At 65.0% G+C, this 26,085-nt stretch carries 28 protein-coding genes; 18 read left to right on the top strand and 10 right to left on the bottom strand.

Going from position 1 to position 26,085, the window contains the following annotated elements; all coding sequences use genetic code 11:
- Window positions 1–16: 16 nt before the first annotated feature.
- The 5 genes from DUGA2_RS21360 to petA all read right to left on the bottom strand — a co-directional run bounded on the left by DUGA2_RS21360 (window position 17) and on the right by petA (window position 4,163).
- A complete protein-coding gene (locus DUGA2_RS21360) occupies window positions 17–496 on the bottom strand; it encodes a ClpXP protease specificity-enhancing factor (RefSeq protein WP_008443911.1) in 480 nt (159 codons plus the stop codon).
- A 116-nt stretch (window positions 497–612) separates the two neighbouring features.
- Window positions 613–1,224: a glutathione S-transferase N-terminal domain-containing protein gene (locus DUGA2_RS21355; RefSeq protein ID WP_008443913.1), complete on the bottom strand. Its 612-nt coding sequence runs from the start codon at window positions 1,222–1,224 to the stop codon at window positions 613–615.
- A gap of 114 nt (window positions 1,225–1,338) precedes the next feature.
- Entirely contained in the window at window positions 1,339–2,103 is a 765-nt protein-coding gene (locus DUGA2_RS21350) for a cytochrome c1 (protein WP_008443915.1), read from the bottom strand.
- A 35-nt stretch (window positions 2,104–2,138) separates the two neighbouring features.
- Window positions 2,139–3,551 (bottom strand): cytochrome bc complex cytochrome b subunit, encoded by a 1,413-nt coding sequence (locus DUGA2_RS21345; RefSeq protein ID WP_070271494.1) that lies wholly within the window; start codon window positions 3,549–3,551, stop codon window positions 2,139–2,141.
- 3 nt (window positions 3,552–3,554) lie between these two features.
- Complete coding sequence (petA, locus tag DUGA2_RS21340) at window positions 3,555–4,163, bottom strand: ubiquinol-cytochrome c reductase iron-sulfur subunit (protein ID WP_008443934.1); 609 nt, start codon at window positions 4,161–4,163, stop codon at window positions 3,555–3,557.
- 360 nt (window positions 4,164–4,523) lie between these two features.
- Between petA and mscL the strand changes: the two genes are divergently transcribed.
- The 3 genes from mscL to DUGA2_RS21325 are packed head-to-tail and all read left to right on the top strand — an operon-like array spanning window position 4,524 to window position 6,863.
- Window positions 4,524–4,958, top strand: a complete 435-nt coding sequence (mscL, locus tag DUGA2_RS21335) for a large conductance mechanosensitive channel protein MscL (RefSeq protein ID WP_070271493.1) — start codon at window positions 4,524–4,526, stop codon at window positions 4,956–4,958.
- Window positions 4,959–4,994: 36 nt separating this feature from the next.
- Entirely contained in the window at window positions 4,995–6,164 is a 1,170-nt protein-coding gene (locus DUGA2_RS21330; protein ID WP_070271492.1) for a Do family serine endopeptidase, read from the top strand.
- 9 nt (window positions 6,165–6,173) lie between these two features.
- Window positions 6,174–6,863 (top strand): DUF2461 domain-containing protein, encoded by a 690-nt coding sequence (locus DUGA2_RS21325; RefSeq protein ID WP_070271491.1) that lies wholly within the window; start codon window positions 6,174–6,176, stop codon window positions 6,861–6,863.
- A 93-nt stretch (window positions 6,864–6,956) separates the two neighbouring features.
- On the opposite strand, the gene DUGA2_RS21320 is transcribed toward DUGA2_RS21325, so the two are convergent.
- The 5 genes from DUGA2_RS21320 to DUGA2_RS21300 all read right to left on the bottom strand — a co-directional run bounded on the left by DUGA2_RS21320 (window position 6,957) and on the right by DUGA2_RS21300 (window position 9,875).
- Entirely contained in the window at window positions 6,957–7,988 is a 1,032-nt protein-coding gene (locus DUGA2_RS21320) for an NAD(P)H-dependent glycerol-3-phosphate dehydrogenase (RefSeq protein ID WP_070271490.1), read from the bottom strand.
- Window positions 7,989–8,026: 38 nt separating this feature from the next.
- Window positions 8,027–8,470: an SH3 domain-containing protein gene (locus DUGA2_RS21315; protein WP_070271489.1), complete on the bottom strand. Its 444-nt coding sequence runs from the start codon at window positions 8,468–8,470 to the stop codon at window positions 8,027–8,029.
- 97 nt (window positions 8,471–8,567) lie between these two features.
- Window positions 8,568–9,050 (bottom strand): protein-export chaperone SecB, encoded by a 483-nt coding sequence (gene secB, locus DUGA2_RS21310; protein ID WP_008443948.1) that lies wholly within the window; start codon window positions 9,048–9,050, stop codon window positions 8,568–8,570.
- Window positions 9,051–9,202: 152 nt separating this feature from the next.
- Window positions 9,203–9,463, bottom strand: a complete 261-nt coding sequence (gene grxC, locus DUGA2_RS21305; protein ID WP_070271488.1) for a glutaredoxin 3 — start codon at window positions 9,461–9,463, stop codon at window positions 9,203–9,205.
- Window positions 9,464–9,473: 10 nt separating this feature from the next.
- The gene (locus tag DUGA2_RS21300) at window positions 9,474–9,875 is read right to left on the bottom strand and encodes a rhodanese-like domain-containing protein (RefSeq protein ID WP_070271487.1); all 402 of its coding nucleotides are present in this window, start codon (window positions 9,873–9,875) and stop codon (window positions 9,474–9,476) included.
- A 108-nt stretch (window positions 9,876–9,983) separates the two neighbouring features.
- Between DUGA2_RS21300 and gpmA the strand changes: the two genes are divergently transcribed.
- From gpmA to gspE, 15 genes are all read left to right on the top strand, one after another.
- Entirely contained in the window at window positions 9,984–10,730 is a 747-nt protein-coding gene (gene gpmA, locus DUGA2_RS21295) for a 2,3-diphosphoglycerate-dependent phosphoglycerate mutase (protein ID WP_070271486.1), read from the top strand.
- Window positions 10,731–10,797: 67 nt separating this feature from the next.
- Window positions 10,798–12,243, top strand: a complete 1,446-nt coding sequence (locus DUGA2_RS21290) for a peptidoglycan DD-metalloendopeptidase family protein (protein WP_070271557.1) — start codon at window positions 10,798–10,800, stop codon at window positions 12,241–12,243.
- Window positions 12,244–12,257: 14 nt separating this feature from the next.
- Window positions 12,258–13,826: a S41 family peptidase gene (locus DUGA2_RS21285; protein WP_070271485.1), complete on the top strand. Its 1,569-nt coding sequence runs from the start codon at window positions 12,258–12,260 to the stop codon at window positions 13,824–13,826.
- 28 nt (window positions 13,827–13,854) lie between these two features.
- The gene (locus DUGA2_RS21280; RefSeq protein ID WP_070271484.1) at window positions 13,855–14,610 is read left to right on the top strand and encodes a HesA/MoeB/ThiF family protein; all 756 of its coding nucleotides are present in this window, start codon (window positions 13,855–13,857) and stop codon (window positions 14,608–14,610) included.
- Window positions 14,611–14,631: 21 nt separating this feature from the next.
- Window positions 14,632–16,764 (top strand): amidohydrolase family protein, encoded by a 2,133-nt coding sequence (locus tag DUGA2_RS21275; RefSeq protein WP_070271483.1) that lies wholly within the window; start codon window positions 14,632–14,634, stop codon window positions 16,762–16,764.
- A 143-nt stretch (window positions 16,765–16,907) separates the two neighbouring features.
- Complete coding sequence (gene gspG / locus DUGA2_RS21270; RefSeq protein WP_070271482.1) at window positions 16,908–17,354, top strand: type II secretion system major pseudopilin GspG; 447 nt, start codon at window positions 16,908–16,910, stop codon at window positions 17,352–17,354.
- Window positions 17,355–17,374: 20 nt separating this feature from the next.
- Entirely contained in the window at window positions 17,375–17,842 is a 468-nt protein-coding gene (locus DUGA2_RS21265) for a GspH/FimT family pseudopilin (RefSeq protein WP_070271481.1), read from the top strand.
- Window positions 17,843–18,214 (top strand): type II secretion system minor pseudopilin GspI, encoded by a 372-nt coding sequence (gspI, locus tag DUGA2_RS21260; RefSeq protein ID WP_070271480.1) that lies wholly within the window; start codon window positions 17,843–17,845, stop codon window positions 18,212–18,214. It begins immediately after the preceding gene.
- Window positions 18,211–18,855: a type II secretion system protein J gene (locus DUGA2_RS21255; RefSeq protein ID WP_070271479.1), complete on the top strand. Its 645-nt coding sequence runs from the start codon at window positions 18,211–18,213 to the stop codon at window positions 18,853–18,855. The genes gspI and DUGA2_RS21255 overlap by 4 nt, the downstream gene beginning before the upstream one ends.
- Window positions 18,855–19,796, top strand: a complete 942-nt coding sequence (gene gspK, locus DUGA2_RS21250; RefSeq protein ID WP_070271478.1) for a type II secretion system minor pseudopilin GspK — start codon at window positions 18,855–18,857, stop codon at window positions 19,794–19,796. Before DUGA2_RS21255 ends, gspK begins: the two co-directional genes overlap by 1 nt.
- Window positions 19,797–19,835: 39 nt before the next feature.
- On the top strand, window positions 19,836–21,086 hold the full coding sequence (gspL, locus tag DUGA2_RS21245; protein WP_070271477.1) for a type II secretion system protein GspL: 1,251 nt from the start codon (window positions 19,836–19,838) through the stop codon (window positions 21,084–21,086).
- Entirely contained in the window at window positions 21,083–21,601 is a 519-nt protein-coding gene (gspM, locus tag DUGA2_RS21240) for a type II secretion system protein GspM (protein WP_070271476.1), read from the top strand. The genes gspL and gspM overlap by 4 nt, the downstream gene beginning before the upstream one ends.
- 16 nt (window positions 21,602–21,617) lie before the next feature.
- The gene (locus DUGA2_RS21235; RefSeq protein WP_070271475.1) at window positions 21,618–22,391 is read left to right on the top strand and encodes a type II secretion system protein N; all 774 of its coding nucleotides are present in this window, start codon (window positions 21,618–21,620) and stop codon (window positions 22,389–22,391) included.
- Window positions 22,392–22,412: 21 nt separating this feature from the next.
- On the top strand, window positions 22,413–24,662 hold the full coding sequence (gene gspD / locus DUGA2_RS21230) for a type II secretion system secretin GspD (RefSeq protein WP_070271474.1): 2,250 nt from the start codon (window positions 22,413–22,415) through the stop codon (window positions 24,660–24,662).
- Between the two features lies 1 nt (window position 24,663).
- Window positions 24,664–26,085 (top strand): type II secretion system ATPase GspE, encoded by a 1,422-nt coding sequence (gene gspE / locus DUGA2_RS21225; protein ID WP_070271473.1) that lies wholly within the window; start codon window positions 24,664–24,666, stop codon window positions 26,083–26,085.

Here is a 26,085-nt window from a genome sequence, read left to right as displayed (position 1 = left end):
CGGGGCGAATTATACGCTATTTAATTCGCGTAAGAGTAGGCCGGCCGCCCTTTTTTGGCGGCTCGTTATCGTCGTCCGGGGCGCTTGGCGCCTCGCTCTTGGCTTCCGCAGCAGGGGCCGGAACTGCCGCCAGCACCGGCGCCGGTGCGCTGGTTTCCTGCTCCGTCGGCGACTCGGCAAAGCCCAGTTGCGGTTCGAACGCCATCCCCTGGCCGTTCTCGTTGGCATAGATCGCCATCACGTTGTTGACCGGGACGTAGATCTCCCGCGACACGCCACCGAAGCGCGCGTGGAAGCGGATGCTGTCGTTGTCCATCTTCAGGCCCGAGGTGGCGCCGAAGCTGATGTTGAGGACGATTTCGCCTTTTTTCACATATTCCATCGGCACCGTGGTCGAGGCGTCGACCTTGACGGCGAGGTAGGGCGTATAGCCGCTGTCCGTGCACCACTCATAAATGGCGCGCAGCATGTAGGGCTTGGTTGAGATTTCAGACATGGTATTCCAGACTGCAGTAAAACCCGGCGCGCCGCCCGCTAAGGCAGGCAAACGCGCCGATGGACTTCAAGTAAAACGGTGTGCGTCCGACGAGCGCGCTACGCGCGCTCAACAACTTAACGGCGCATCACCTTTTCCGACGGCGTCAGCGCTTCGATGTAGGCAGGGCGAGAGAAGATGCGCTCGGCGTACTTCATCAGCGGGGCTGCGGTCTTCGACAGTTCGATGCCGTAGTGATCCAGACGCCACAGCAGCGGCGCGACCGCCACGTCCAGCATCGAGAACTCGTCGCCCAGCATGTACTTGTTCTTCAGGAACAGCGGCGCGAGCGTGGTCAGGCGGTCGCGGATTTCTGCGCGGGCCTTGTCGTGGCTCTTGTCGTTGCTCTTGGCGCGTTCGCTTTCCAGCACGTGCACGTGGACGAACAATTCTTTTTCGAAGTTGAACAGCATCAGACGCGCACGGGCGCGCATCAGCGGGTCGGCCGGCATCAGCTGCGGATGCGGGAAGCGCTCGTCGATGTACTCATTGATGATATTCGATTCGTACAGGATCAATTCGCGTTCGACCAGGATGGGCACTTGACCATAAGGATTCATGGTCGAGATGTCTTCCGGCTTGTTGAACAAGTCGACATCGCGCACTTCGAAGTCCATGCCTTTTTCAAACAGGACCAGGCGGCAGCGTTGCGAGAATGGGCAGGTTGTACCCGAGTAGAGAACCATCATTTTTATAGTTCCTTAGAAGAACAAAGGGGGTGACGCCGCGAACGGATCACCCCGGATCGATCGCCCGCCAGCGCGGGCATCGCAAAACAAGCGCCGGCCAGCCGGCGCTCTCGATTATTTAACTTCTTTCCAGAACGACGCGTTCAAGCGCCATGCCAGGAAGGCGAACAGGGCCATGAACAGCACCACCGCTACACCCAGTTTTTTGCGGGTCTGCGCTGCAGGCTCCGCCATCCACTCCATGTAACCGACCAGGTCGGCCACCGCAGTGTCATATTCCAGCTTCTTCATCGTGCCCGGCGTGACTACTTCGAAGCCGTCAAACTGATGAATCTTCTTGCCTTCCTCGTGAGGATCGGCCACTTCCTTCATCTTGACCTTCTGTATGCCCTGCAGTTCCCACAACACATGCGGCATCGCCACATTGTTGACCACCAAGTTGTTCCAGCCGGTCGGGCGGGTGTCATCCTTGTAGAAGGTGCGCAGGTAGGTGTACAGATAGTCGCTGCCGGTGCCGGCGCCCGACGCTTTCGCGCGCGAGATCACCGACAGGTCCGGCGGCACCACGCCGAACCATGCTTTCGCATCTTTCGGATTCATGGTGGTGGTCATCATTTCGCCGACCTTGTCGCCGGTGAACAGCAAGTTCGCCTTGATTTGCTCTTCCGTCAAGCCCAGGTCGCGCAGACGGTTGTAGCGCATCGAGGACGCATTATGGCAGTTCAGGCAGTAGTTGACGAACAGTTTGGCGCCATGCTGCAGCGCGGCCATGTTGTTCGAACGGTCCGGCGCCTTGTCCAGCGCGATGCCGCCTTCGTTGGCCAGTGCCAGGCCCGGCAGCAATGCCAGGATAGCGAGCAGTTTTTTAGGAAAATTCATGTAATGTCCTTTGTGTACTTTAGCCGAGTGGTCGATCAGTGCGCGTGGAACACTACGCGGTCCGGAACCTTCTTGAACGTGCCCATGGCGCTCCACCATGGCATGAACAGGAAGAAGCTAAAGTAAAGCAGGGTGCATACCTGCGAGAACAGCGTGCGGCCTTCGGTCGGCGGCAGGGTACCCAGGTAGCCCAGCGACAGGAAGCAGAAGAAGAACACGCCGTACACGTATTTGTGCCAGCTTGGACGGTAGCGGATCGACTTGACCGGCGACTTGTCCAGCCAAGGCAGGAAGGCCAGGATCACCACCGAACCGCCGAAGAACACCACGCCCCAGAACTTGGCGTCCAGCACCTGCGGCAGCATGCCGACGATGGCCACCAGCGCGATCACGGCGATCGCCGTTTTCACCAGGCTCGACAGGCGCGACTTCAGCCACACGAACACCACGTAGGCGGCGACGAAGAACATCAGCACCCACATGAAGTCGGCGGTGGTGGCGCGCAGCACCGAGTAGAACGCGGTGAAGTACCAGGTCGGCGCGATGTGCAGCGGGGTCTTCAGCGAATCGCCCGGCAGGAAGTTGTTATATTCCAGGAAGTAGCCGCCCATTTCCGGGGCGAAGAACACCACGGTGCTGAAGATCAGCAGGAATACCGACACGCCGAACAGGTCGTGCACGGTGTAGTAAGGGTGCGAAGGAATCGAATCGACCGGGTGGCCGTCGGCGCCCAGGTTTTCTTTCACTTCGATGCCGTCCGGGTTGCTCGAACCGACTTCGTGCAGTGCGATCAGGTGGGCAGCCACCAGACCCAGCAGAACCAGCGGAATCGCGATCACGTGGAAGGCGAAGAAGCGGTTCAGGGTAGCGTCGGACACCACGTAGTCGCCGCGTATCCACAGCGACAGGTCAGGGCCGATCAGCGGAATCGCGCCGAACAGGTTGACGATCACTTGTGCGCCCCAGTACGACATCTGGCCCCATGGCAGCAGGTAGCCGAAGAACGCTTCGGCCATCAGGCACAGGAAGATGGCGAAACCGAACAGCCAGATCAGTTCACGTGGCTTGCGGTACGAGCCGTACAGCAGGCCGCGCGTCATGTGCAGGTAGACGATGATGAAGAAGGCCGAGGCGCCGGTCGAGTGCATATAGCGCACCAGCCAGCCCCACGGCACTTCGCGCATGATGTATTCGACCGAACCGAAGGCCAGGTTGGCGTCCGGCTTGTAGTGCATGGTCAGGAAGATGCCGGTGACGATCTGCAGCACCAGCACCAGCATGGCCAGCGAGCCGAAGATGTACCAGAAGTTGAAGTTTTTCGGAGCGTAGTATTTGCCCCATTGGTCATTCCACAGCTTGGTGAGCGGGAAACGGTCGTCGACCCAGCCCAGTGCTTTTTGTGCGGCCGGAGCATCGGCCGGGAATTTTGTCTCTTTGAAAGCCGCCATGATTTACGCCTCGCCTTTCTCGTCTTTACCAATGACCAGCTTGGTGTCGCTCAGGAACATATGACGCGGGACTTGCAGATTGTCCGGCGCCGGCTTGTTCTTGAACACGCGGCCGGCCATGTCGAAGGTCGAGCCATGGCATGGGCACAGGAAGCCGCCTTCCCAGTCGTCCGGCAGCGAAGGCTGCGGGCCTGGGGTGAATTTGGACGAGGGCGAGCAGCCCAGGTGGGTGCAGATGCCGACCGCGACCAGCAGCTCGGGCTTGCGCGAGCGCCATTCGTTGCGGGCGTACTCGGGGGTGAATTCTTCCGGATTGCGCTTGGAATCGGCGTCGGCCACTTTGCCGTCGGTCTTTTTCAGCGAGGCCACCATTTCAGGGGTACGCTTGATGATCCAGACCGGCTTGCCGCGCCATTCGACGGTTTTCATTTCGCCTGGATTGAGGCTGGAAATATCCACTTCCACCGGCGCACCGGCGGCTTTTGCGCGCTCGGACGGTTGGAACGTGCTTACCAGTGCCCCGGCGGTTGCCAGGCCCACTACACCACCCGCCGCGCCTGTTGCGACGAGCAATCCGCGTCGGCCGGAATCGACCTGCTTTTCGATACTCATACAAACCCCAATCAGTCAAAGTGCGAACAAAATCCGAGAACCGAGAACAAAACCTGAAACTTGTTGAAGCACGAATATAGCTTCTAGCAACCTTAAATTATAAGGTAAGCGTGATACGAATTAAAGCAAAAACGTTGCCGTAACCCCAATTGGCGCGTTTTGCGCACCGTTTTGGACTTGATTTTTTGCGCCCCATGCCCTACTGGCGGAGCGCAAGCGATAGATATTGATGCAAGACAAATTTATAGCGTAATTTGGCGTCCAAATGCGCATGCGGCTAGCGTGTTTGGAATCTAATTGAAAGAATAGTATGATTCAGACGCAGTTTTGTTCACAAATGACCACAGCGAGGATAGTAAAATGGCAATGATGCAGGAATTCAAAGAATTCGCGATGAAGGGGAATGTGGTCGACCTGGCTGTCGGTGTGATCATCGGCGGCGCCTTCGGCAAGATCGTCGATTCCTTGGTCGCCGACATCATCATGCCGCCCATCGGCAAACTGTTCGGCGGCCTGGATTTCGCCAACTACTACATCGGCCTGAACGGACAGGATCCTCACCTGAGCCTGGTCGAAGCGAAAAAGCTGGGCGCGGTGTGGGCCTACGGCAATTTCGCCACCATCCTGCTGAACTTTGTCATCCTGGCCTTCGTGATCTTCCAGATGGTGCGGCTGATGAACAAGGCGCGCACGCTGAGCAGCAAGGAAGTGGCGGCGGCCGAAGCCGCGGCGCCGGCGCCGACGCCGGAAGACATCGTGCTGCTGCGCGAGATCCGCGACTCCCTCAAGAAATAACAAGGCAGCCGTCCACCGGGCGGCGGACTCAAGGCTATGCGACGACTCTGGTTATTGTTTGCGCAAACGGTGACTGTCGTACTGGCACTGTATTTTGTCTACACGGCCGTGGGGCCGGAGCGGCGGGCGCCGGTGCGGGCCCAGCAGATCGGCAGCGCCGACCATCCGGCCGTGATGCTGGAGGCGGCGCCGGGCAAGGCGCCCGGCATCGCGGTCGGCTCCTACCGGGCGGCGGCCGGGCGGGCCATGCCGGCCGTGGTCAACATCATCACCAGCAAGAAACCCAAGCGAGGCAAGCATCCGCTGCTGCGCGACCCCTTCTTCAAGAAATTCTTCGGCGACCGCGACCATGACGGCGAGGGCGACGACGACGAGTCCAGCCTGGGCTCGGGCGTCATCGTGTCCGGCGAAGGCTATATCCTGACCAACAACCACGTGGTCGAGGCGGCCGACGAGATCGAGGTGGTGCTGGCCGACGGCCGCAAGGCCGCCGCCAAGGTGGTCGGCACCGATCCCGAGACCGACCTGGCCGTCATCAAGATCACGCTCGACAAGCTGCCGGTGATCGTGCTGGGCCAGGCCGAGCAGGCGCAGGTGGGCGATGTGGTGCTGGCCATCGGCAACCCCTTCGGCGTCGGCCAGACGGTGACGATGGGCATCATCTCGGCGCTGGGGCGCAACAACCTGCACATCAATCACTTCGAGAACTTCATCCAGACCGACGCCGCCATCAACTTCGGCAACTCGGGCGGGGCGCTGGTCGACGCCAACGGCAACCTGCTGGGCATCAATTCGGCGATCTATTCGCAGTCGGGCGGCTCGGTCGGCATCGGCTTCGCGATTCCGGTGTCGACCGCCAAGTCGGTGATGGAAGCCATCATCAAGTCCGGCCACGTGGTGCGCGGCTGGATAGGCGTGGAGACGCAGGAGATCACGCCGGAACTGGCGTCGAGCTTCGGCCTGAAGCGGCAGAGCGGCGCCATCATCGCCGGCGTGGTGCGCAACGGCCCGGCCGACAAGGGCGGCATGAAGCCGGGCGACATCCTGCTGTCGGTGGATGACCAGCCGGTGGCCGACACCAACCAGATGCTGAATGTGATCGCCCAACTCGTTCCCGGCGGAAAAGCTAAAATGACGGTCTTGCGCAAGAGCCGCGAGACCACGCTGGACATCACGGTCGGCAAGCGTCCGGCCGGCGCCAAATAAGGAACCTTAATGCATCTGCGCGACCTGACTCAATTCCTCAAGGAGCTGGCGGACAATAACAACCGTCCCTGGTTCATCATGAACAAACCGCGCTACGACATCCTGCGCGAAGAATTCCTGCAAGTGGTGACGGACATGATCGTCGAGCTGGGCAAGTTCGATGCGGCCGTCAAGTTCTGCAACCCGAAGAAGGCCATGTTCCGCATCAACCGCGACGTGCGCTTCGCCCACGACAAGAGCCCGTACAAGACGCGCTTCTCGGCCGCGGTGGCGCCGAACGACCTGCGCCGTCCGAGCAAGGCCGGCGGGCCGACCTACTACATGCAGATCGATGGCTCTGGCCGCCTGCTGTTCGGCGCCGGCGAGTACATGCCGCCGCCGTCGCGGCTGAAGGCGCTGCGCCTGCACATGGTCGACGACGCGGCCGGCTTCAGCAAGGTGTTGAAGAACAAGAAGTTGAAAGCCACCTTCGGCGACATCCAGAACGAAGGCAAGCTGATGCGCCCGCCCAAGGGTTTCGACCCCGAGCACGAGCATATCGAGTACATCAAGCTGAAGAGTTTCTTCGTGTGGACCGAGATCGACCTGCCGCTGAACCAGCCGGAGTTGCTGGTGCCGATGATCGCCAGCGGACTGAAGGATGCGTTCCCGCTGGTCGAGTGGATGCGTGCCGCGAAGGAAGAGGAAGAAGAAGCTTAAAAAATCGGGGTCAAGTCTGACATTTGGACACGGCCTCTGCCGTAACAGCCGTTACGGCAGAGGCCGTGTCCAAATGTCAGACCTGACCCCGGCTTATTTTTCGCCGCGCGGGTCGCGCGCCAGCAGGCGCGAGACCATTACCTGCGGCTGGTCGCCGTCGAACAGCACGCCGGCCACCGCGTTGGTGATCGGCATGTCGACGCCCATGCGGGCCGCCAGCTCGCGCACCGCCTTCGAACATGGCACGCCCTCGGCCACATGGCCCAGCTCATGCACGATGACGTCCAGCGGCTTGCCCTGCGCCAGCCCGAGGCCGACGCGGCGGTTGCGCGACAGGTCGCCGGTGCAGGTCAAAATCAAATCGCCCATGCCGGTCAAGCCCATGAAGGTCTCGGTATGCCCGCCCAGCGCGGTGCCGAGCCGGGTGATTTCCGCCAGGCCGCGCGTGATCAGCGCGGCGCGCGCGTTCAAGCCCAGGCCCAGGCCGTCGGCCACGCCGGTGGCGATGGCCAGCACGTTCTTCACCGCGCCGCCCACTTCCACGCCGACCAGGTCCTCGCTCGAATACACGCGGATATTGCCGCCGTGGACGGCCGCCACCACGCAGTCGCGCAGGGCGGCCGAGTCGGAGGCGATGGTCAGCGCGCACGGCAAGCCTTTCGCCACTTCCTGCGCGAACGACGGTCCCGACAGCGCGCCGCCGGCCACGTCGGCGCCCAGCACTTCGCGCACGATCTGGTGCGGCAGCAGGCCGGTGCCGTATTCGAAGCCCTTGCACAGCCAGACCACGTTGGGAATCGGGCGCGACTTCAATTGCTCCAGCAGCGGCCGCAGGCCGGCCACCGGGCAGGCGGCGATCAGCAGGCTGTCCGGGCCGGCCACATGGGCCAGCGCGGCGTCGAAACCGGCCGCCACTTGCAGGCCGGCCGGGAAGGGATGGCCGGGCAGGTAGGCGGTGTTTTCGCGGGCGCGCGCCATGTCCTGCAGGGCGTCGGGATTACGGCCCCACAGCATCACATCGTGGCGCTGCGCCAGCGCCATGGCGACGGCCGTGCCCCAGGCGCCGGCGCCGAGCACCGCCACCTGGCGGACGCCGCCAGCGGTTTTGTTTGGATTATCTTGCATGGGACCTCATTCGGCGCCGGGATGCGCCGCTACGGCAATTATATGCCCCAGACTTCGGAATTCTTGACGTAACCGACCAGGCCGTCGCGATGGCGCACCTTGAGCCAGCCGCCGGCGGCCGCTTCGGTCACTTCCAGCAGCACGCCCTTGTCGGCGGTGAATACGGGCGCGGCGCTGTCTTCCGGCGTGGCGCGGATCTTCAGATTGGGCGTGCGGATGATGACGTTGCGCTTGGCGGTCAGGCCCTTGGCCTCGGTCCAGGCCAGTTCGCCGTTGACGTCGCGCACCTTCAGCCATTCGCCATAGGCCAGCACCACTTCCAGCGGTGCGCCGCGCGGCACGACGAACAGCTTGCCGCCCTTGGTCGATGGCGCGTCGTACAGAATGACGGGTGCGGCGCCCACCGTTTTGAAGTCGAACGCGTGGCTGGCGCCAACGGCCAGCAGCATGGTCAGACCAGCGATCAAACGGGGAAATGTCATGGCTTACCTTGCAGATGGACAGCGCGCAGCAGGCGCGGCATGTCGGGGTGATACCGCTGCCGGACATGGCGCCCGGCAGCGAAGTACTTCGTAACGCTTAGTGCGTGGTCGCGGCGCCGTCGGCGGCTGCTGGTGCCTTGGCGGCATCGGCGATGGCTTGCAGACGCTGCTGGTAGAACACTTCGAAGTTGATCTCGGCCAGGTGCACTGGCGGGAAGCCGGCACGGGTGATCACGTCGGCGATGTTGGCGCGCAGGTAAGGGTAGACGATGTTCGGGCAACCGATGCCCAGCAGCGGATCGAGCTGCTCTGCAGGGATGTTGCGTGCCTCGAAGATACCGGCTTGCTTGCCTTCAACCAGGAAAGCGACTTTGTCCTTGACCTTGGCGGTCACGGTGATGGTGACGGTCGATTCGAACACGCCATCGGCCAGCGGCTCGGCGCCGACGTCCAGTGCGACTTCGATGGTTGGCGCTTCCTGTTCCAGGAAGATAGCCGGGGAGTTCGGTTGTTCCAGCGACATGTCTTTCAGGTAGACGCGTTGGATTTGGAATACTGGTTGCAGGTTTTCGTCAGACATGGAACGCTTTCGTTATAGTGAAAACGAGCGGCATCAGCCGCTCAGAATAAGTTTGCTTGGTATGAAGCTCAAATCAAACGCGAGGGCAATTGTATCAAAACCATTATGGTTTCAAACTATTTCTGCGGCCCTCTCGTTGTATTTGGGGGTGATTAGCCATTTAACAAGGGGGACAGGCCGCCAGCTTGATCCAGCGCATACAAATCGTCGAAACCGCCGACATGGGTGTCGCCGATGTAGATCTGCGGCACGGTGCGGCGGCCGGTCTTCTGCATCATCAGCACGCGCTGCTCCGGGTCGAGGTCGACGCGGATCTTTTCCAGGCCGGTCACGCCTTTCGATTCCAGCAGGCGCTCGGCGCGCACGCAGTAGGGGCAGACGGCGGTGGTGTACATGATTACTCGGGCAGTCATCTCGCGCTCCTTATTTGGCCAGCGGCAGGCCGGCTTTTTGCCATGCGGCAATGCCGCCGTCCAGGTTGACGACGTCGGTGAAGCCGGCTTGGGCCAGTTTGGCGGCCGCCGACGAGGCGCGCGCGCCGGTCTTGCAGACCACGACCACGCTCTTGGTCTTGAACTTCGCCAGCTCGCCTACGCGCTCGGACAACTCGTTCAGTGGGATATTCTTGGCTTCTGGCAAGTGACCAGTGGCAAATTCCGCCGCATCGCGTACATCTACAATGGTGGCTTTGCTGCGGTTAATCAACAGCGTCACCTCTTGCGCCGAGGCGCGTTTGCCGCGCTGCGTCAGTACCGGCCACAGCAGGGCGCCGCCCGAGAGAACAGCGATGGCGATGAAGAAAATATTGTCAATGAAGAATTTCACGGGGTTCCAATGGTTTAAGTCAATGCGCGCATTATAAAATAGAAGCTGGAAGAGTTCTCGCAGTACCGGTATTCCGTTTCGTTCAATCCTTTTTTGAAGATAGTTCACATGTATAAAATCGTATTCATGCGCCATGGCGAGTCCACCTGGAACCTCTCGAACCGCTTCACCGGCTGGACCGACGTGGACCTGACCGAGAAGGGCATCGCCGAAGCCAAGGCCGCCGGCAAGGTGCTGAAGGAGTCCGGCTACACCTTCGACCTGGCCTACACCTCGGTGCTCAAGCGCGCGATCCGCACGCTGTGGCTGGCGATGGACGAGATGGATATGATGTACCTGCCGGTCAAGAACGACTGGCGCCTGAACGAACGCCACTATGGCGCGCTGCAAGGCCTGGACAAGGGCGAAACCGCCGCCAAGTACGGCGACGACCAGGTGCTGGTCTGGCGCCGCAGCTACGACACGCCGCCGCCGGCGCTGGAAGCGGGCGACGACCGCGCCTCCTTCAACGACCCGCGCTACGCCGGCCTGGACAAGTCGCAGATCCCGCTGACCGAATGCCTGAAGGACACTGTGGCGCGCGTGATGCCGGTGTGGGACGAGGAAATCGCCCCGGCCATCCGCGCCGGCAAGAAGATCATCATCTCGGCCCACGGCAACAGCCTGCGCGCGCTGATCAAGATGCTCGACGGCATCAGCGACAACGACATCGTCGGCCTCAACATCCCGAACGGCCAGCCCCTGGTCTACGAGCTGGACGAGAACCTCAAGCCTATCCGTCACTACTACCTGGGTGACGCCGACGCCATCGCCGCGGCCCAGGCTGCCGTCGCCAACCAGGGCAAGGCCAAGTAATTTGTCGCATTCATCCTTCCGAGGCTGGCGCGGCGCCGCCACCAGTGCGGCGCTGCTGCTGACATTGATGCTGAACGGGGCGCAGGCCGCGCCGTTCAGCAAGACCACCGAGCGCAGCAAGCAGAAAGCGGCGGCCGAGGCCGAACGCGCCAGCCTGCAGCAAAAACTCAGCGCGCTGAAAAAAGACATCGGCAAGACCGAGAGCGCCAAGGACGACGCCGCCGACACGCTGGCCGCGTCCGAACAGGCGATCTCCGACGCCAACCGCTCGCTGCGCGACCTGGCGCAGGAGCAGGGCGACACCAACACCAAATTGCAGCAGCTGTCCGTCGAGCACGACAAGCTGGCGGCCACGGTCGCCACGCAAAAGCAGCAGCTGGCCAAGCTGCTGCGCGAGCAATATGTGGCCGGCAACGAGGACCGCATCAAGCTGCTGCTGTCCGGCGACAACCCCAACCGCATCAACCGCGACCTGCAAATGATGTCCTACGTGTCGCAGGCCCAGGCCCGGCTGCTCGACTCGCTGCGCGCCAACCTGAAGGCGGTCGAGGTCAACCAGGCCGAGGCGCAGAACGCCAAGGACGAGCTGCAGGAAATCGCCGCCGAGGAAATGGAGCAGAAGGCCAGGCTGGAGCAGGAAAAGACCCGCCGCGCCGCGCTGCTGGCCTCGCTGTCGAAAAAACTGGCGGCCCAGCGCAAGGAAGCCGGCAACGTCGAGCGCGACGAACAGCGCCTGACCGGCCTGGTCGACAAGCTGGGCAAGCTGATCCAGGAGCAGGCGATCGCCGCCGCTGCCGAGAAAAAACGCCAGGAGCAGTTGGCCGCCGCCCGCGCGGAGGCCAAAGCCAAGGCCGACGCCGAAGCGCGCGCGCTGGCCAAGGCCAAGGCGGCCGAAGCCGAACGCCAGCGCCTGGCCAAGGCCAACGCCGCCAAGTCCGGCACCATCAAGCCGGTGCCGACCAAGCCCGACGCCATCGACGCCGACGAGCCGAAAGTGGCGCAACAGCCGCCACCGAAAGCGGTGGAGCCGGCCAGACCGGCGCCGCGCGACGAGGAGCCATCCAAGCCTGCGGCCAGGGCGGCCGACATCGCGCTGGCGCCGTCGGTGCCGTCCGGCGCGCCGTTCGTCAGCCTCAAGGGCCAGCTGCGCGCCCCCGTCAGCGGCAAGATCGCCGCCAAGTTCGGCACCAAGCGCGGCGAGGGACCGACCTGGAAGGGCGTGTTCATCCGCACCGGCGAAGGCGCCGAGATCCGCGCCGTCGCCGGCGGCAAGGTGATCTTCTCCGACTGGCTGCGCGGCTTCGGCAATATGATCATCGTCGACCACGGCGGCCAGTACTGGAGCATCTACGGCTATTGCGAGTCGCTGCTGAAACGCGTGGGCGACCCCGTCAAACCCGGAGACTCGATCGCCAGTGCAGGTAACAGCGGCGGTAACGAAGAATCGGGGCTATACTTTGAGCTTCGCCATCAGGGCACAGCATTCGATCCGGCTGGCTGGGTCAAGTTTTAAGGTTCGCGGAAAAAATGGGCAACAAAGTCAAGAGCATCGGCCTGATCGGCCTGGGTATGGTGGCTGGTGTCGCCGTCTCCTTGCAGTTTTCCGCCATCGCGCAAAAAGTCACCGGCTCGCCGCTGCCGCTCGAAGAGCTGCGCCAGTTGTCCGACGTGTTCGGCCTGATCAAGACCGACTACGTCGAAAACGTCGACGACAAGAAGCTGCTGACGGAAGCCATCTCCGGCATGGTGTCCTCGCTCGACCCGCACTCGGTCTACCTCGACAAGAAAGCCTTCCGCGAAATGCGCGAGACCGTCGCCGGCAAGTTCGTCGGCATCGGCATCGAGGTCGGCATGGAGGACGGCTACATCAAGGTGGTCTCGCCGATCGAGGATTCGCCCGCCTTCAAGGCCGGCGTCAAGACCGGCGACCTGATCACCCGCATCGACGGCACGCCGGTCAAGGGCCTGTCGCTGGACGAAAGCGTCAAGAAGATGCGCGGCGAGCCGCACTCCAAAGTCACCATCACCATCAGCCGCAAGGACGAGGACAAGCCCGTCATCCTGAGCATCCTGCGCGAGGAAATCCGGGTCCAGAGCGTCAAGGCCAAGATCGTCGAGCCGGGCTACGCCTGGCTGCGCATCTCGCAGTTCCAGGAGCCGACCGTCGAGGACATGGCCAGGAAGATCACCGCCCTGTACGCGCAAGACCCGCACATCAAGGGCCTGGTGCTGGACCTGCGCAACGATCCGGGCGGCGTGGTGCCGGGCGCGATCGGCGTCTCGTCCGCCTTCCTGCCCAAGGACTCGGTGATCGTCTCGACCAACGGCCAGCTGCTCGACTCCAAGCAGACCTTCTACGGCCGCAGCGAGTTCTACGCGGTGCGCGGCAAGGGCGACCCGCTGGCCAAGCTGCCGGCGGCATTGAAGGACGTGCCGATGGTGGTGCTGGTCAACGCCGGTTCGGCGTCGGCCTCGGAAATCGTCGCCGGCGCGCTGCAGGACTACAAGCGCGCCACCATCATGGGCACGCAGACCTTCGGCAAGGGCTCGGTGCAGACGCTGCGCCAGCTGACCGCCGACACCGCCGTCAAGCTGACCACGGCGCGCTACTACACGCCGCATAACCGCTCGATCCAGGCGCGCGGCATCGTGCCGGACCTGATGGTCGACGAGACCGCCGACGGCGACGGCTTGAACAGCCTGCGCCTGCGCGAATCCGACCTGCAAAAGCACCTGAACAACGACAAGGATCCGGCCGGCGACGGCGCCGTGCAGAAGGCCCTGAGCGCGCAGCGCGACGAGCTGGAAGACGAGCAGCGCCTGGCCAGCGCGGCCAAAAAAGCCAAGCCGGTGGAATTCGGCTCCAAGGACGACTTCCAGCTGGCGCAGGCGATCAACCATTTCAAGGGCTTGCCGGTCAAGCTGTCGAAAGTGGAGGCGACGCCGGCCCCGGGCGGCGACGTCGGCGAGATCAAGTCGGACAGCAAGGCGGAAAAAAGCGTCGACAAGGGCGCCGCCAAACCCGCCGTCAAGCCCGACGTCAAACCCAAGGCCGGCGACAAAAAGCCCGCCTTGAAACAACCCCTTACCCAGTAACGGCGCGCGCCGCCGCCGGCCCAGGACGATGAACGACACGCAACTGCTGCGCTATTCGCGCCATATCCTGCTCGACGAAATCGGCATCGAAGGCCAGCAGAAGCTGCTGGCCGCGCAGGCGCTGGTGATCGGCGCCGGCGGCCTTGGTTCGCCGGCCGCCATGTACCTGGCCTCGGCCGGCGTCGGCCACATCACGCTGGTCGACAACGACACCGTCGACCTCACCAACCTGCAGCGCCAGATCGCCCACACCACGGAGCGGGTCGGCCAGTCCAAGGCCGCCTCGGCGCGCATCACGCTGCAGCAGATCAATCCCGACATCACCGTCACCGCGCTGAACGAACGCGTGGACGACGCCCGCCTGGCCGAACTGGTCGCGCAGGCCGACGTGGTGCTCGACTGTACCGACAACTTCGCCACCCGCCACGCCGTCAACCGCGCCTGTGTCGCGCTGGGCAAGCCGCTGGTGTCCGGCGCGGTGATACGCTTCGACGGCCAGGTCAGCGTGTTCGATCCGCGCGGCGGCGCGCAGCCCTGTTATTCCTGCCTGTTCCCGCAGGACCAGCAATTTGAAGACGTGGCCTGTTCCACCATGGGCGTGTTCGCGCCGCTGGTGGGCGTGGTGGGCGCGATGCAGGCGGCGGAGGCGCTCAAGCTGTTGATGGGCGTGGGCGCCTCGCTGGCCGGGCGCCTGTTGATGTTGGACGGTCTGCACATGGAGTGGACCAGCATAGCGGTGGGGCGCAACGGCGATTGCCCGGTCTGCGCGACGAAAAAAAACTAACCCGAGGAGAAGGTCTTGTTGATGAAACGCTGGTCGATGAAACGATACGCTGTACTGCCGCTGGCATTGGCCGCGGCATTCGCTGCGCAGGCAGCCACCACCACCAAGTACCTGATCATCGCCGAAAACGGCAAGCAGATCGGCGAGCAGGTGGCCGAGCACCAGGACGACGGCCTGACCAAGGTGCGCTTCATCTACAAGAACAACGGCCGCGGCCCGGAACTCACCGAGCAGTTCCGCATGGGCGCCGACGGCCTGATGACCGAATACAGCGTCAAGGGCAACTCCACCTTCGGCGCCGTGGTCGACGAGCGCTTCGAACGCAAGGGCGGCCAGGCCGAGTGGAAGTCGACCTCGGAGCAGGGCAGCAAGGCCGTCAGCGGCCCGGCCGGCTACCTGCCGCTCAACAGCTCCTTCGAGATCGTCTCGGCCTACATCACCGCGCTGGCCGCCGCGCCGGAACACAAGCTGGCGCTGCTGCCATCGGGCACGCTGTCGCAGACCGTGCTCGATACGCTGGAGATCAGCAGCGCCACCGGCGCCAAACAAACCGTGCAGCTGGTGGCGCAGACCGGCGTCGGCCTGTCGCCGGCGTTCTACTGGGCCACCTCCGGCGCCGCCCCGCGCCTGTTCGGCGTGATCATCCCCGGCTTCGCCAACATGCTGGAAGAGGGCTGGCAGGGCGCCGCCCCGGCCCTGGCCGCGCGCCAGAAGCAGGCCGAGAGCAAGATGCTGGAAAGCCTGGCCGCCAAGCTGCAGCATCCGCTGAGCGGCGTGACCCTGGTGCGCAACGCCCGCGTGTTCGACAGCGACAAGGCCACCGTCGGCGCACCGTCCGACATCTACATGCTGCGCGGCCGCATCACCGCCGTGCTGCCGGCCGGCTCGCCGTCGCGCGGCGCCGACAACACCATCGACGCCGCCGGCCGCATCGTGCTGCCTGGCCTGTTCGACATGCACGGCCACGTCGACCGCTGGTCCGGCGCGCTGAACATGTCGACCGGCGTCACCAGCGTGCGCGACATGGGCAACGACAACAAGCAGCTGCAGGCGATGCTGGACGAAACCGCCGCCGGCAAGCTGCTGGCGCCGCAGGTGGTGCCGGCCGGCTTCCTCGAAGGCGAGAGCCCGTTCAGCGCCAACAACGGCTTCGTCATCAAGGATCTGCAAGGCGCCAAGGATGCGGTGGACTGGTACGCGCAGCGCGGCTATCCGCAGCTGAAGATCTACAACTCCTTCCCGAAAGCCATCCTGAAAGACACCGTGGCCTATGCGCACAGCCGCGGCATGCGCGTGTCCGGCCACATCCCGGCCGGCCTGCGCGCGCAGGAAGCGCTGGACGCCGGCTACGACGAAATCCAGCACATCAACCAGGTGCTGCTGAACTTCCTGGTCAAGCCGGACACCGAAACCCGCAACCTGAACCGCTTCCTGCTGCCGGCTGAAAAAGTCGCCGACATGGATTTCAACTCCAAGCCGTTCAAGGACTTCGTCGCCGGCCTGGCCAGGAAGCAGATCTCGATCGACCCGACCATGTCGGCCTTCGCCTTCATCCAGCAGAAGGACGGCGACGTCAACCTGCCATACGCCGCCTTCGCCGCCAACATGCCGCCGGACGTGGCGCGCAGCTTCGCCGTGGGCGGCATGAAGATCGAGGGCGACGCCACCCTCAAGCGCTACCAGAAGTCCTACGCCAAGATGGTGGAATTCGTCGGCATCATGTACAAGGCCGGCGTGCCCATCGTCGCCGGCACCGACGACATCCCCGGCTTCACGCTGCATTCGGAGCTGGCGCTGCTGGTCAAGGCCGGCCTGACGCCGGCCCAGGCCTTGCAGGTGGCCACCCGCAACGGCGCCCGCTACACCCGCACCAGCAATGACCGCGGCAGCATCGCGGCCGGCAAGCTGGCCGACCTGGTGCTGGTGGACGGCGACCCGACCAGGGATATCGCCGACCTGCGCAAGGTGTCGGCGGTGATCACGCGCGGCTACGTCATCTATCCGCAGGAGATCGACGCCGCGCTGGGCATCGCACCCTTCGTCAAGGATGCGCCGCAGGCCGCCAGAACCTCCCCGGCCGTGGCGGACATGAACGGCGGCGGCAACGACGGCGCGCTGCGCCGTATCGACGCCACCGCCCGCCAGCGCGACTGAGCCACGTAAAACGCGGTAAAAGCCGGGCGCGCGGAGCGCCCGGTTAAGCCCTGGTTAAGCCTCCCGGCGCAAAAATCGTATTGGGGTGTCGCTGGCACCGATTCGGCCTTATACTCTGCACTCATTTAAATTTGTTATCGAATATGAAAAAACTCTCCATCCCTCGCCGCGCCGCCGCGCGCGGCTTCACGCTGATTGAAATCATGGTGGTGGTGGTCATCATGGGTGTGCTGGCCGCGCTGGTCGTGCCCAAGCTGCTCAGCCGCACCGGCGAGTCGAAAGTGGCCGCCGCCAAGGTCGATATCGCCACCGTGATGCAGGCGCTGAAGCTGTACAAACTCGATAACCAGCGCTACCCGACCACCGAGCAGGGCCTGCAGGCGCTGCTGACCAAGCCGACCGCCGGCCCGGCCGCCAGCGGCTGGAAAGCCGGCGGCTACCTGGAAAAAATGCCGAAAGACCCTTGGGGCAATCCATACCAGTTCCTGTCGCCCGGCATCAAGGGCGAGATCGACGTGTTCTCCTATGGCGCCGACGGCGCCCCGGGCGGCACCGGCGATGACGCCGACATCGGCTCCTGGGACAACTGATCGCACGGGGACCACGGCTCATGCGCGCCGGCCGCGGGCGTGGCTTCACGCTGATCGAACTGCTGGTGGTGATGGTCATCCTGGGCATCACGCTGGGCCTGGTGTCGCTCAACGCGCTGCCGGGCCAGAAGCAGTTCCTGCGTGAGGATGCGCAGCGCGTCGCCTTGCTGCTGCAGCTGGCGCGCGACGAGGCCATCGTGCGCAACCGCCAGATCGCCTTCGAGGCGGGCACCGACGGCTACCGCTTCCTGATCCGCAACGACAAGCAATGGGACCTGGTGGTGCAGGACGACCTGCTGCGCGAACGCGAATTCAAGCACGCCCCCGTCACGCTGATACTGGACCCACCGCCCAGCGTGCCGTCGGCCAACCTGCGCATCGTCTTCGGCCGCGAGCCGGTCGACAAACCTTTCGTGCTGACCCTCAGCGGCGGCGACGCCAGCGTCGCCATCCGCGCCGACGGCATCGGCCATTTCACGGTGGACTAGATGCGCACATCCCGACAACGCGGCTTTACTTTGCTGGAAGTGCTGGTGGCCTTGGTCATCGTCGGCACCGCGCTGGGCGCATCGCTGCGCGCGGTCGGCAGCCTGGCGTCCAACAGCAGCGGCCTGCGCAGCGCCATGATGGCCACCTGGTCGGCCGAGAACCGCCTGGTGCAGCTGCGCCTGACGCGCCAGTTCCCGGCGGTCGGCAAGCAGACCTTCGAATGCCCGCAGGGCGACATGAAGCTGATGTGCGAAGAGGAAGTGATCGCCAGCCCCAATCCGCGCTTCCGCCGGGTGGAGGTCAGCGTCTACGACCAGGCCGCGCCGGAGCGCCGCATCATCAAGCTGGTCCAACTGGTACTGAATCAATGACGCGCCGCTTGCACCGCTTGCGCCGCGCGCGCGGCTTCACGCTGATCGAACTGCTGGTGGCGATTTCCATCCTGGCCATCGTCGCGGTGCTGGGCTGGCGCGGGCTGGATGGCATCATCCGCTCGCGCGGCGCGCTGACCGCGCAGATGGAGCAGACGCGCGGCCTGCAACTGGCCTTCGCCCAGCTGCAAAGCGACAGCGCCAACCTGGCGCCGCAGACGCTGATCGGCACCCGCGCGCTGCTGCGCGCCGAAGACAACCGCATCACGCTGGTGCGCCTGGTGCTGGCCGAGAACGACGCCACGCGCTTGCAGGTGGTGTCCTACCGCGTGCGCGACGGCGTGCTGACGCGGCGCGAATCGGCCGGCACGCGCGACCTGGCGCAGCTGGACGCGTTGTGGGAGGCCGCCAACAGCGACCTCGATCCGGCCGCCAGCGTGGCGCTGCAATCGGGCGTGCAGCGCATGGCGATGCGCTTCTGGACGAACCAGGGCTGGGTGCAGGCGGCCGGGGTGATGCCGGCGCCTGCCGCACCCGCCGCCGTTGCCGCCGCCGGCGTGCCGAGCGGCCTTGAGGTGTCGATGGTGCTCGACGGCCAGGAAGTGCCGATGATTAAATCCTTCCTGCTGGGGGCGCTGTGATGCGGCGGCGCCAGCGCGGCGTGGCCGTCGTCACGGCGCTGCTGTTGACGACGCTGGCGGTGACGATCGTCGCCAGCCTGTTCTGGCAGCAGCAGGTGCAGGTGCGCTCGATGGAGAACCAGCGCCTGCAGCTGCAGACCCGCTGGATCGTGCGCGGCGCGCTGGACCTGAGCCGGCTGGTGCTGTACCAGGACTATCTCGACTCGCAGCAGGCATACACGCAGCCGGGCGGCATCTGGGCCACACCGCTGGAGGAAACGCGGCTGGACGACTACATCGAACGCGAACGCGCCGAGGCGGAAAATTTCAACGCCACCCTGTCCGGCAAGATGATAGACGCGCAGTCGCGTTACAATCTTGCCAATCTGGCCGAGAACGGCAAGCCGAAGCCGGTGGAGGTGACGGTGTTCGAACGCCTGCTGACCAATCTGCGGCTCGATCCGTCGCTGGCGCAGGCGGTGGCGAAGCTGGTGGCGGATGGGCAGTCGGTGCAGCCGCCGCAGCAGGGGCAGCCAAGCGTGCCGGCGAAGACGATCGGCCTGCTGCGGGTCGAGGACCTGCTGGCGGTGAGCGGCTTTACGCCGCAAACGATAGAGCAGCTGCGCGATTTCGTCATCATCCTGCCCGTGCGTAATACGAAGTTGAACGTGAATACCGTGCCGGCCGAGTTGATGTCGGCGATGATAGACAAGATGTCGGTGTCGGAGGCGGCGGCGATGGTGAACGCGCGCAAGCGCGCCTATTACCGCACCACCGCCATCTTCGATGCGCTGCCGCAGATAACGGCCGGCACGAAGCCGATGGTGGATTACGACGTCAAGAGCAGCTACTTCCTGGCCTACAGCCGGGTAAGGCTGGACCGGGCGGCGCTGGACACGCAGTCGCTGTTGGAGCGGGCGGGCAACGGCATCACGACGGTGGTTTGGATACGGGAAAATTAGAACAGCTATGTACGACAGCGTGAACGAAAGCGAGACCCTTTGACTACACTACTTATCCGCTATCCGGCCAAGGCCAGCGTCGACAGCGGCGCGGCCCAGACCTGCCCGTTCGCGCTGGTGGGCGACGGCGGCAATCTGCTGCAACAGGGCGCGTCCGCGCTGGGCAACCTGGCGGACCTGGTGGCTTCCTCGCGGCGCGTGGTGCTGCTGCTGGCCGCCGCCGACGTCACCCTGCTGCGCGTGGTGGCGCCACCCTTGTCGGCCGCGCGCCTGAAGGCCGCGCTGCCGGCGCTGGTGGAAGAACAGGTGCTGGGCGATCCGGCCGACTGCGTGCTGGCGGCCGGCCCGGCCGACGCCGAAGGCGGCCGCACGGTGGCGGTGGTGCAGCGCAGCTGGATCGAGGTGCTGGTCAAGGCGCTGCTGGCGCAGGGCGCGCACCACGTCTCGGTGCTGCCGGCGCAACTGTGCCTGCCGTTCCAGCCGGGCTCCGTCTCGGCCGCGCTGAGCACCGGCGACAGCGGTTTCGAACTGATACTGCGCCAGTCGCAGACCATGGGCCTGGGCCTGACGCTGCCGGCGCAGCCGCAGGCCGCGCTACAGACGCTGCGGGCGATGGCGGGCGACGAGCCGGTCACGCTGTACCTGGCGCCGCCGCAGATGGCGCAGTTCGCGCCGCTGGTGGCGGGCATCGAAGCCGGCCATGGCATCACGCTGATGGAAGACCACTGGGCACACTGGGTGGCCGCCTCGCGCACTGCGGGGCTGGACCTGGCGCCGGCGCTGGGCGCCAGCGGCGCCAACGCGCGCCAGTGGCAGCGCTGGCGCTGGCCGCTGCGCATCGCCTTGCTGGCGCTGCTGGTCAACGTGGCGGGCCTGAACATCGAATGGCTGCGCCTCAAGCGCGAGGCCTCCGCCATCAGCCTGTCCATGCTGCAGACATTCAAGGCCGCCTATCCCAAGGAGGCGGTGATACTCGACCCGGCCGCGCAGATGCGCAAGAATATCTCGCTGGCCAAGGCCGACGGCGGCCAGCCGGCCGCCGATGAATTCACCGCGCTCAGCGCCGCCCTCGGGGAAGCGCTGGGCGTGTTGCCGCGCAAGGACATCATCGCCACGCTGGAGTACCGCGAGCGCGCATTGCAGATCAAGGTCAAGCCCAACACCGTCGACGCGGGCGCGCTGGCGCAGCTGCGCTCCGCGCTGGCGGCGCGCAAGCTGGACCTGTCGGAAGCGACGCCGGGCACCTGGCAAATACGTCCGCTGAACGGCGCGGGCGGAGGAAAATCATGAGCAAGCTGACCCAAACCATACAAGACTACCGCGCCCGCGCCTCGGCCTTCTGGATCGAGCGCACCGAGCAGGAACGCAAGTTCCTCGGCGTCGGCGGCGCCGTGCTGGGACTGGCGCTGTTTTATTCGCTGCTGGTCGCGCCGGCGCTGGACGGCGGCGCCAAGCTGCGCAAGTCGCTGCCGGAGCTGCGCCAGCAGGCGGCCGAGTTGCAGGCGCTGGGACTGGAAGCGGCCGCGCTGCGCGGCCAGAACACCATCGCCCCGGCGCCGATGACGCGCGAGATGCTCAACACCGGCCTGGCCGCGCGCGGCCTGACGGCGCAATCGGTGGCCGTCACCGGCGAATACGCCAAGCTGCAGCTGAACGGCGTGCCCTTCCCGGGCCTGATCGTCTGGCTGGACGCGATCCGCACCGAAAGCCGCATCGCCGTGTCGGAAGCGAACATCAGCGCGCAGGATACCGCCGGCATGGTCAACGCCACGCTGACGCTGCGCCAGAATGCGAGCGGCCAATGACGCAAAAAGGCTGTCCATGAAGCGCGCCGTGCTATGGTTGCTGACCGTCGCGCTGAGCGTGGCGGCGACGCTGGCGGTGTTCTTCCCGGCGGCCTGGCTGGGATCCCTGGTGGAGCAGCGCACGGGAGGCCGTTTGACGCTGGGAGACGCGCAGGGTACGCTGTGGCGCGGTTCGGCCTTTATCGGCGGCGCGGCCGGCGGCAACAGCCCGGTCACGCCCTTGCTGCCGGGCCGTTTCAGCTGGAAGATTTCGCCGCTGGCGCTGGTCGGCATGGTCGACCTGCAGCTGGAGAACAGCGCAGCGCTGGCGCAGCCGCTGACCTTCAAGGGCAGCTGGTCGCAATGGCAACTCAGTCCGTCGGCGCTGCTGCTGCCGGCCGAAGGCCTGGCCGGACTGGGCGCGCCGCTGAACACGGTGGCGCCCAGCGGCACGATGCGGCTGTCGTGGACCGCGCTGGAGCTGGCGCTGGTCGACCGCCAGGCGACGATCAACGGCCGCACCACGCTGGAGATGACGGACATGGCTTCGCGGCTGTCGTCGGTGCGGCCGCTGGGCAGCTATGCGCTGGCGCTGGACTGGCATGGCCAGTCGGCGGCGCTGACGCTGAAGTCCGTCAAGGGACCGCTGTTGTTGAGCGGGACCGGCAACCTGAATAACGGCCGCCTGCAGTTTTCCGGGCAGGCCGAGGCAGCAAAAGGATTTGAGGAGCAGCTGGCCAACCTGTTGAATTTGCTGGGCCAGCGCAAACCGAATAGTGAGCGCAACATCATCGCTTTAGAGTTCCACTAAGTTCAGATAAAAGTTCAGACAATGAAAAAACAGTCCGTGAGCAAATCCAATCTTCCCGCGCTGCGCCGCCTGAGCGCGGGCGCGATGCTGTGCTGCGCAACCAGCGTGGCGCCGGTCGTCGCCCCCTTGCTGGCCATGCTGCCGCTTGCTGCCCACGCCGCGGCCGACGACGCCGCGCTGAACTTCGTCGGCGCCGACATCGAGTCGGTGATCAAGGCGGTCGGCCACTACACCAACATCACCTTCGTCATCGACCCGCGCGTCAAAGGCACGCTGACGGTGGTGTCGGAGAAGCCCGTCACCAAATCGCAAGCCTTCGGCCTGCTCACTTCCGCGCTGCGCCTGCAGGGCTATGCTGTGGTCAGCGGCGACGGCTACGCCAAGGTGGTGCCGGAAGCGGACGCCAAGCTGCAGGCCGGACCGACCCAGGTCGGCGCCAGCCAGGCCTCGGCCAAGGGCGACCAGATCGTCAGCCAGATCTTCCACCTGAACTATGAGTCGGCGGCCAACGTGGTGACGGTGCTGCGTCCGCTGATCTCGCCGAACAACACCATCAACGCCAACCCGGGCAACAACACCGTGGTCGTCACCGACTACGCCGACAACGTCAAGCGCCTGGCCAAGATCGTCGCCGCGCTGGACGCGCCGGCCGTCGCCGACCTCGATGTGATCCCGGTGCGCTACGCCATCGCCAGCGACCTGGCGGCCATGGTCAACAAACTGATGGACTCCGGCGCCGGCGCCGGCGACGCGGGCAAGGTCAGCGTGCTGGCCGATCCGCGCACCAATTCGCTGGTGCTGCGGGCGCCGTGGGCGGCCCGCTCCAACCTGGCCAAGTCGCTGATCGCCAAGCTCGATCAGCCGACCCAGGAACTGGGCAACGTCCACGTGGTCTACCTGAAGAACGCGGAAGCGGCCAAGCTGGCGCAGACGCTGCGCTCGGTGGTGTCGGGCGACACCTCGGCGCCCAACGCCACCGGCGTCAGCGGCGGCGGCCAGGGCGGCCTGACCCAGGGCCAGGGGCAGGGCGGGCAAAGCAGCAATACCGGCGGCTTCGGCGGCAACAGCAGCGGCGCCGGCAGCAGCAGCGGCCCGACCAACCCGCTGCTGACCGGCACCGGCCAGACGCCGGGCGGCGGCGGCGGCACGGCCGGCTACATCCAGGCCGATTCCACCACCAACACCCTGATTATCACCGCGCCGGAATCGGTGTACCGCAACCTGCGCGCCGTGATCGACATGCTCGACGTGCGCCGCGCGCAGGTCTACATCGAATCGCTGATCGTCGAAGTCTCGTCCGACAAGGCGTCCGAGTTCGGCGTGCAGTGGGTCGGCGCGACCGGCAACGAGAACAGCACCTACCGCGTCGGCGGCCTGCAGTCGTATTCGAGCGGCGGCAACAACATCGGCACGCTGGCCACCCAGCTGCTCAACAAGGGCACCGCGAGCACCAGCGGCCCGGCGCTGCCGGGCGCAGGCCTGACCATCGGCGTGTTCAAGCAGGTCGCCGGCGGCCTGGGACTGGGCGCGCTGGCGCGCTCGCTGGAATCGGACGGCAACGCCAACGTGCTGTCGACGCCGAACATGATCACGCTCGACAACGAGCTGGCCACCATCTCGGTCGGCCAGAACGTGCCGGTGCTGACCGGCCAGTTCACCACCACCTCCGGCACCAACAACAATCCGTTCCAGACCATCGACCGCAAGGAAGTGGGCCTGACGCTGAAAGTGCGTCCGCAGATTTCCGAGGGCGGCACGGTCAAGCTGGCGATCTATCACGAGACGTCGAGCGTCGACAAGACCACGCTGACGGCGACCGCCGGCATCACCATCAACAAGCGCGTGATCGAGAACAACGTCATCGCCGACGACGGCCAGATCATCGTGCTGGGCGGCCTGATCGAAGACACCGAAGGCGACGGCGTGAACAAGGTGCGCGGCCTGGGCGACATTCCGGTGCTGGGCAATCTGTTCAAGTACCAGAACCGCAGCCGCAAGAAAACCAACCTGATGGTGTTCCTGCGCCCCGTGGTGATCCGCAACAAGGAGCAGAGCACTTCGCTGGCGAGCGACCGCTACGACTACATGCGCGCGCAGCAGGACGCGATCCAGCCGCCGGAAAGCATCCTGGTCAAGGACTATGGCCAGCCGACGCTGCCGGTGCTGAAGGACGGCGCGCCGGTCGGCGGCACGACGATGGCGCGTCCGCTGCCGTCCTCGCCGATACCGCTGCGCGAGCCTGGCGCCGCCGAACCAGCCAAGCAAAAGTGATATGAGCAATCTCCTCCCTTACGCCTTCGCCCGCGACTTCGTCGTGCTGGCGCAGCAGAGCGACGAAGCCGAACACACGGTGGACGTGCTGGTCTGCGGCGCCACCGCGCCGGCCGCCATCGCCGAAGTGTCGCGCCGTTTCGGCCGCGTCCAGCTCAAGAGCATGCCGCGCGCCGACCTGGAAACCGCCATCGCCGCGGCCTACGCCAGCTCGGGCGGCAACGCCTCGATGGTGGCCGAGGAATTCGACGCCGACCTCGATCTGACCAAGCTGCTGCAGGACGTGCCGGCCATCGAGGACCTGCTGGAATCGTCGGACGACGCGCCGGTGATCCGCATGATCAACGCGCTGCTGACGCAGGCGCTGCGCGACAGCGCATCGGACATCCACATCGAGCCGTTCGAGCAGACCTCGGTGGTGCGCTTCCGCGTCGACGGTTCGCTGCGCGACGTGGTCCGTCCGCGCAAGGCCATCCACGGTTCGCTGATCTCGCGTATCAAGATCATGGCGCAGCTGGACATCGCCGAGAAGCGCCTGCCGCAGGACGGCCGCATCACGCTGCGCATCGGCGGCAAGCCGGTCGACGTGCGCGTCTCGACGCTGCCGACCGGCCACGGCGAACGCGCGGTGCTGCGTTTGCTGGACAAGGAAGCGGGCCGGCTGGACCTGAACCACCTGGGCATGAGCGAGGCGATGCTGCCGCAGTTCGATGCGCTGATCAACCAGCCGCACGGCATCGTGCTGGTGACGGGGCCGACCGGCTCCGGCAAGACCACCACGCTGTACGCCGCGCTGTCGCTGCTGAACGCCGCCACCACCAACATCATGACGGTGGAAGACCCGATCGAGTACGACTTGAACGGCGTCGGCCAGACCCAGGTCAACCCGCGCATCGACATGACCTTCGCCAAGGCGCTGCGCGCCATCCTGCGCCAGGATCCGGACGTGATCATGATCGGCGAGATCCGCGACCTGGAAACCGCGCAGATCGCGGTGCAGGCTTCGCTGACCGGCCACCTGGTGCTGGCGACCTTGCACACCAACGACGCCGCCGCCGCCGTCACGCGATTGCTGGACATGGGCATCGAGCCCTTCCTGCTGTCGTCGTCGCTGCTGGGCGTGCTGGCGCAGCGGCTGGTGCGCAAACTGTGCGGCAGCTGCAAGAGCTTCGACGGCCAGCAGTGGCACGCGGTGGGCTGCGAGCATTGCGGCCATACCGGCTACCAGGGCCGGGTCGGCGTCTACGAATTCCTGCAGACCACGGAGCAGATCCGCGCGCAGATCCACAACCGCGCTTCCGAGGCCGAGGTCAAGACGGCGGCGGTGGCGGGCGGCATGCAGACCATGCGCGAAGACGGCGAGCGCTGGCTGGCCGCCGGCATCACCACGCAGGCCGAACTGCTGCGCGTGACCAAAGACTAG

This window comes from Duganella sp. HH101 (genome assembly GCF_001758795.1).
Classification (GTDB): Bacteria; Pseudomonadota; Gammaproteobacteria; order Burkholderiales; family Burkholderiaceae_D; genus Rugamonas; species Rugamonas rivuli.
This window is presented reverse-complemented; position numbering and strand designations above follow the sequence as displayed.